The following is a 5,779-nucleotide window of genomic DNA, read 5'->3' on the forward strand; positions in this document are numbered from 1 at the left end:
CTACTATGGCCTTTGGTACCCGGTGGTGATCGCGGCTATAACGCTGGTCATCGGCATGATCTTCGTCAAGGATACGCTCGGCACCGACCTGCACGCCAAGGAGTAGGCAGCCCCAGCGTTCAAAAGAAAGCCCGGCGCGAACGATCGCGCCGGGCTTTTTCTTTTCAGGCCAATTCGTTGGCGAGGGCTGCTGCCCTTTGTGTCAGCTCTTGCGGCCCCGGGCCTCTTCCTCGATGGCTGCCTCATGGTACCAGCCGTCGCCGAAATCCGCGCGGGCACCACGCAGCGAGGCAAGCTCTGCCGCAAACTTAGCCTTTCCGCTCAAATTTGAGGCAGAGAGGCGTGCTGCCGCCGGGAACATCAAAATTTTGGCCGACGGTCGTGTGGAAATGACTTCCATTGCCGGGTTCCTTTCTTCCGCCGAACCTTTTCGATTCAACTTGGCCCGAAGATAAGGTCTGCAATCAAGTTAGGCAATATGCCTATGAAAAGATCAGCATTTGCACACTATTTGTGCAAATAAGGACCGTGATGGATCCGGGCGCATTGCTTAGGCGGCTCACCGACTTCCGGTGGATGCCGCGTCAATTTTGTCGCACCCTCCGGACCAAGAATGGCACACGAATTGCATTTTAAGTGTGCGGCAGGCCAGCTGCTGACGGCAGACGCATGTCGACGCCGTTCAGTGTTCGGTGATCAAGCAACGAGAGGCTAGAATGACGAAATACAAGCTCGAGTATATCTGGCTCGATGGATATACCCCGGTCCCCAACCTTCGCGGCAAGACGCAGATCAAGGAATTCGCCGAATTCCCTGAACTCGAGCAGCTGCCGCTGTGGGGCTTCGATGGTTCCTCGACCCAGCAGGCCGAAGGGCACAGCTCCGATTGCGTGCTGAAGCCGGTTGCGGTCTATCCGGATCCCGCCCGCACCAACGGCGTGCTGGTCATGTGCGAAGTCATGATGCCCGATGGTGTCACGCCGCATGCCTCAAACAAGCGCGCCACCATCCTCGATGACGAGGGCGCCTGGTTCGGCTTCGAGCAGGAATATTTCTTCTACAAGGACGGTCGCCCGCTCGGCTTCCCCGAGAGCGGCTATCCCGCACCCCAGGGCCCGTACTACACCGGCGTCGGCTATTCCAATGTCGGCTCCGTCGCGCGTCAGATCGTCGAGGAGCATCTCGACCTCTGCCTCGCCGCCGGCATCAACCACGAAGGCATCAACGCCGAAGTGGCCAAAGGCCAATGGGAATTCCAGATTTTCGGCAAGGGCTCCAAGAAGGCCGCCGACCAGATGTGGATGGCCCGCTACCTCCTGCAGCGCCTGACCGAGAAATACGGCATCGACATCGAATACCACTGCAAGCCGCTCGGAGACACCGACTGGAACGGCTCTGGCATGCACGCCAACTTCTCGACCGCCTATATGCGCGAAGTCGGCGGCAAAGCCTATTTCGAAGCGCTGATGGCGGCCTTCGACAAGAACCTGATGGATCACATCGCCGTCTACGGCCCGGACAACGACAAGCGTTTGACCGGCAAGCACGAGACCGCGCCGTGGAACCGGTTCAGCTATGGCATTGCCGACCGTGGCGCCTCGATCCGCGTGCCGCATTCCTTCATCAAGAGCGACTATAAGGGTTATCTGGAAGACCGCCGTCCGAACTCGCAGGGCGACCCCTACCAGATCGCCTCGCAAATCCTGAAGACGATCGCCTCGGTTCCGGCAAGCGCTCAGGTTTCAGCCGCCGCGTAAGTGTTTCGGACTGTATGACAAGAGGACCCCGGCGTTTCGCGCCGGGGTTCTTTTTTGGCCGTTACCCGGCGGACTGCATTCCCGGTAAAACATACCCAGAAAAAGTCAGGCAGTTCCGGCGGTCGCTAATCGCCCGTGAGTTCCGGCCGCAGCCGTGCGGGTCTGCGGCGATCACTCGCCAGAAAGCCCGGAAAACCGCCTTTTTCCAGCCCTTGTCCGGGGCGATGGATCTTCCATAAGCATCTGTTCATACAACGGAATCGGTCATTCGCCACCCGGCTGGCGGCGTTGACAGATCACGCTACGGCATGCGTATTCGCTGGCCTTGGGGTTACGTCACGCAATGCTGTTCGGACGGGCGGGGTTTTCTTGAACGGCGGCATTGGCGTGGGCGCCGGACGAGCGGTCACTGTAGCCTGAGACAGTGCTCCGCTCGCTCCTGGCTCCGACGTTGGCGGCCGAACCGCCTCCCTTGATCATTTACTGAACACCGCCGAGTTGTGATTGAAGCGACGCGCTCAAAAGCCGGCCGCTCCGATGGACCGTAGGTCCAAGAATCCGGGCATCCTATGATCGTCGAAGACGAAAGGCGGATACGGCTGTCCATGCGCGGCTGCCGTGCAGGCGAGGCATGCCGGTCGGCTGGCAATCCTATTGGAGCGCAGCAAAAAGCCCTTGAAAGAGGGACGTCTTTCAAGGGCTTGAGCATTATAGCTAATCTTGGACCGAGATTGAATCTCAGACGGAGTAGTACATGTCGTACTCGACCGGATGCGGGGTCATTTCGAAGCGCATCACTTCGGCCATCTTCAGCTCGATATAGCTGTCGATCTGGTCGTCGTCGAAGACGCCGCCGGCTTTCAGGAAGCCGCGGTCCTTGTCGAGGCTCTGCAGGGCTTCACGCAGCGAGCCGCAGACGGTCGGGATCTTCTTCAGCTCCTTCGGCGGCAGGTCGTAGAGATCCTTGTCCATCGGCTGGCCGGGATGGATCTTGTTCTTTATGCCGTCGAGGCCGGCCATCAGCAGCGCTGAGAAGGCGAGGTAGGGGTTCGCGCCCGGATCGGGGAAGCGGACCTCGACGCGCTTGGCCTTCGGCGACGAGCCGAACGGGATACGGCAGGAAGCCGAGCGGTTGCGCGCCGAATAGGCGAGCAGAACCGGCGCTTCGTAACCCGGCACCAGGCGCTTGTAGGAATTGGTCAGCGGGTTGGTGAAGGCGTTGATCGCCTTGGCATGCTTGATGACGCCGCCGATGAAGAACAGGCAGCTTTCCGACAGACCGGCGTATTCATTGCCGGCGAAGGTCGGCTTGCCGTTCTTCCAGATCGACATGTGGACGTGCATGCCCGAGCCGTTGTCGCCGAAGATCGGCTTCGGCATGAAGGTTGCCGTCTTGCCGTAGGCGTTGGCGACCTGGTGGACGACATACTTGTAGATCAGCATCTTGTCGGCGTTGCGCACCAGCGCGTCGAACTTGATGCCGAGTTCGTGCTGAGCCGCCGCCACCTCATGGTGATGCTTTTCGACGCGCACGCCCATCTCGGCGAGCACGGTCAGCATTTCCGAGCGCATGTCCTGCGCGCTGTCGATCGGCGGCACCGGGAAGTAGCCGCCCTTGATGCGCGGACGGTGGCCGAGATTGCCGGTCTCATAATCGGTGTCGTCGTTCGACGGCAATTCCGTGGAGTCGAGCTTGAATCCGGTGTTGTAGGGATCCGCCTTGTACTTCACATCGTCGAACACGAAGAATTCGGCTTCCGGGCCGACAAAGATGGTGTCGCCGATGCCTTCGGCCTTCATGTAGGCCTCGGCCTTCTTGGCCGTACCGCGCGGATCGCGGTTGTAGGATTCACCCGAAACCGGATCGAGGATGTCGCACAGGATGACCATGGTCGACTGCGCGAAAAACGGGTCCATGTGGACCGTTTCCGGATCGGGCATCAGCACCATGTCGGACTCGTTGATGGCCTTCCAGCCGGCAATCGACGAGCCGTCGAACATCACGCCATCGGCGAACATGTCTTCCTCGACCTCGATGACATCCATCGTCACGTGCTGCAGCTTGCCCTTCGGGTCCGTGAAGCGCAGGTCGACGAATTTCACGTCGTTGTCCTTGATCTGCTTCATGATGTCTTTGGCTGTCGTCATGTCATGTATCCCTGTGTGATGACTTTTTTTGATGATGACGTTTTTCGGGAGGATGGCGCGGTCGGTCAGACCGCGTCCATGCCCGTTTCGCCGGTGCGTATACGCACGACTTCCTCGATATTGGAAACGAAGATCTTGCCGTCGCCGATACGACCGGTCTGGGCCGCCTTGCGGATGGCCTCGATCGCACCTTCGACCGCGTCGTCGCCAAGCACGACCTCGATCTTCACCTTGGGCAGGAAGTCGACGACATATTCGGCGCCGCGGTAGAGTTCGGTGTGGCCCTTCTGACGACCGAAGCCTTTTGCTTCGGTGACGGTGATGCCTTGCAGTCCGGCCTCCTGAAGCGCTTCCTTCACTTCGTCGAGCTTGAATGGCTTGATGATCGCTTCGATCTTTTTCATGTAAAAAGTGGCCTCCACTGCCAAAAAAACGGGTTGTGACCCCCCGCTTGCGCCTCCATCAAGCACGAACTGTGCCAATTCAGCGGATTCTAAGCGGTCTCATAAGATTTCAAAGCCGCGCCGCACCGGGATGCAAATTCGCGTCATTCGCTGCACCGGAAGCGGCATGGACTGCCAGAGCCTACACAGCGCCAGCACCCACGTCCGCACAAAAATCGGGCATATTGCCTATCCCCCAGGCAATTTTCTGCCCGCGATGCTTTCGTGCCAACGTTATGGCTGCAGATCTCGGCAACTCCCCCTTGTTTGCTTAGGATCGAAATCGGACAATGCTTGATCGCATGCGGATCGGCAATCCATGAGCAACGAACTTCTTTCCCCGGCCGAAATGAGCGAGGCCGATCGGCTGACGATTGCCGCCGGCCCAGCCGACGGCATCGGCCTGATGCGGCGCGCTGGTGGAGCGGTCGCGGCCGAGGTTCTCAAGCGCTACCCCTCGGCAAAGCACATCCATGTGCTGTGCGGGCCCGGCAACAATGGCGGCGATGGCTATGTCGTTGCCCGCATCCTGGCCGGCAGCGGCGTCGGCACATCGGTCTGGGCATCCGGCGCGCCGAGGCCGAAAAGCGATGCGGCGCTCGCCGCCGCGGAATGCCCGATCAAGCCCCGGCCGCTGTCTGACTTTGACGCCAAGCCTGGCTCGATCGTGATCGACGCGCTCTATGGGGCGGGGCTGTCGAAGCCGCTGTCCGGCGACGCCGCGAAAGCCATCGATACAGTGACAGCCCTGAGCCTGCCCGTGGTCGCGGTCGACCTGCCGTCCGGCGTCTCTGGAAGGAGCGGTGACATATTGGGCAGGGCGTTTCGTGCCGAGGTCACCATCACCTTCGCGCGGAAAAAGCCTGGCCACCTGCTGCTGCCGGGGCGCGGGCAATGCGGTGAGATCGTGCTCGCCGATATCGGCATCGGCGACGGCATTATCGCCCAGCTCGCCGTCTCGACCTTCGAGAATGTGCCGGACCTGTGGTTGCAGGAATTTCCGGTGCCGACGGTGGATGCGCACAAATACAAGCGCGGCCATGTCGGCGTCTTTTCCGGCGGTCCCAGTGCTACGGGCGCGGCGCGGCTGTCGGCGCTGGCCGCCGCCAGAAGCGGGGCAGGGGCGGTCACCGTGCTGTCGCCTGGCAACGCCATGCAGGTGAACGCGATTCACCTGACCTCGATCATGCTGCGCGAGGCGGGCTCGCTCGAGGAGGTGCAGGAATTTCTAACGGTGCGCCATCCCGGGGCGCTGGTGTTCGGACCGGGGCTTGGGCCAAAGCCCAAGGTCGGCGATTTCGCCCTGCAGCTGATCAAGGCTTTGGAGGAGGAAGCACGCGACGAGGCGACCGCGAACCACGCCAGTGCGATGGTTCTTGATGCCGACGCCATCACGTCGCTGGCCCATCAGCCTCAGGCGCTGTTCGAAGC

5 protein-coding genes are annotated in these 5,779 nt (G+C 60.7%); 2 read left to right on the forward strand and 3 right to left on the reverse strand.

Features of this window, described 5'->3' with window-relative positions; genetic code table 11:
* Positions 1 to 202 precede the first annotated feature (202 nt).
* The gene (locus tag EN884_RS22895; protein WP_063168063.1) at positions 203 to 400 is read right to left on the reverse strand and encodes a DUF2735 domain-containing protein; all 198 of its coding nucleotides are present in this window, start codon (positions 398 to 400) and stop codon (positions 203 to 205) included.
* A 316-nt stretch (positions 401 to 716) separates the two neighbouring features.
* Between EN884_RS22895 and EN884_RS22900 the strand changes: the two genes are divergently transcribed.
* The gene (locus tag EN884_RS22900; RefSeq protein WP_013531450.1) at positions 717 to 1,757 is read left to right on the forward strand and encodes a glutamine synthetase beta-grasp domain-containing protein; all 1,041 of its coding nucleotides are present in this window, start codon (positions 717 to 719) and stop codon (positions 1,755 to 1,757) included.
* A 738-nt stretch (positions 1,758 to 2,495) separates the two neighbouring features.
* On the opposite strand, the gene glnA is transcribed toward EN884_RS22900, so the two are convergent.
* Both glnA and EN884_RS22915 read right to left on the reverse strand, forming a co-directional pair.
* Complete coding sequence (glnA, locus tag EN884_RS22910; protein ID WP_013531452.1) at positions 2,496 to 3,905, reverse strand: type I glutamate--ammonia ligase; 1,410 nt, start codon at positions 3,903 to 3,905, stop codon at positions 2,496 to 2,498.
* A gap of 65 nt (positions 3,906 to 3,970) precedes the next feature.
* Positions 3,971 to 4,309 (reverse strand): P-II family nitrogen regulator, encoded by a 339-nt coding sequence (locus tag EN884_RS22915; RefSeq protein WP_006205430.1) that lies wholly within the window; start codon positions 4,307 to 4,309, stop codon positions 3,971 to 3,973.
* Between the two features lie 358 nt (positions 4,310 to 4,667).
* On the opposite strand from EN884_RS22915, the gene EN884_RS22920 reads away from it, so the two are divergent.
* Positions 4,668 to 5,779 (forward strand): NAD(P)H-hydrate epimerase (locus tag EN884_RS22920; protein ID WP_128360748.1); only part of this gene is annotated, 1,112 nt, incomplete at its 3' end.

The sequence above is a fragment of the Mesorhizobium sp. M7A.F.Ca.AU.001.01.1.1 genome, from assembly GCF_004022735.1.
GTDB classification, from domain to species: domain Bacteria; phylum Pseudomonadota; class Alphaproteobacteria; order Rhizobiales; family Rhizobiaceae; genus Mesorhizobium; species Mesorhizobium ciceri.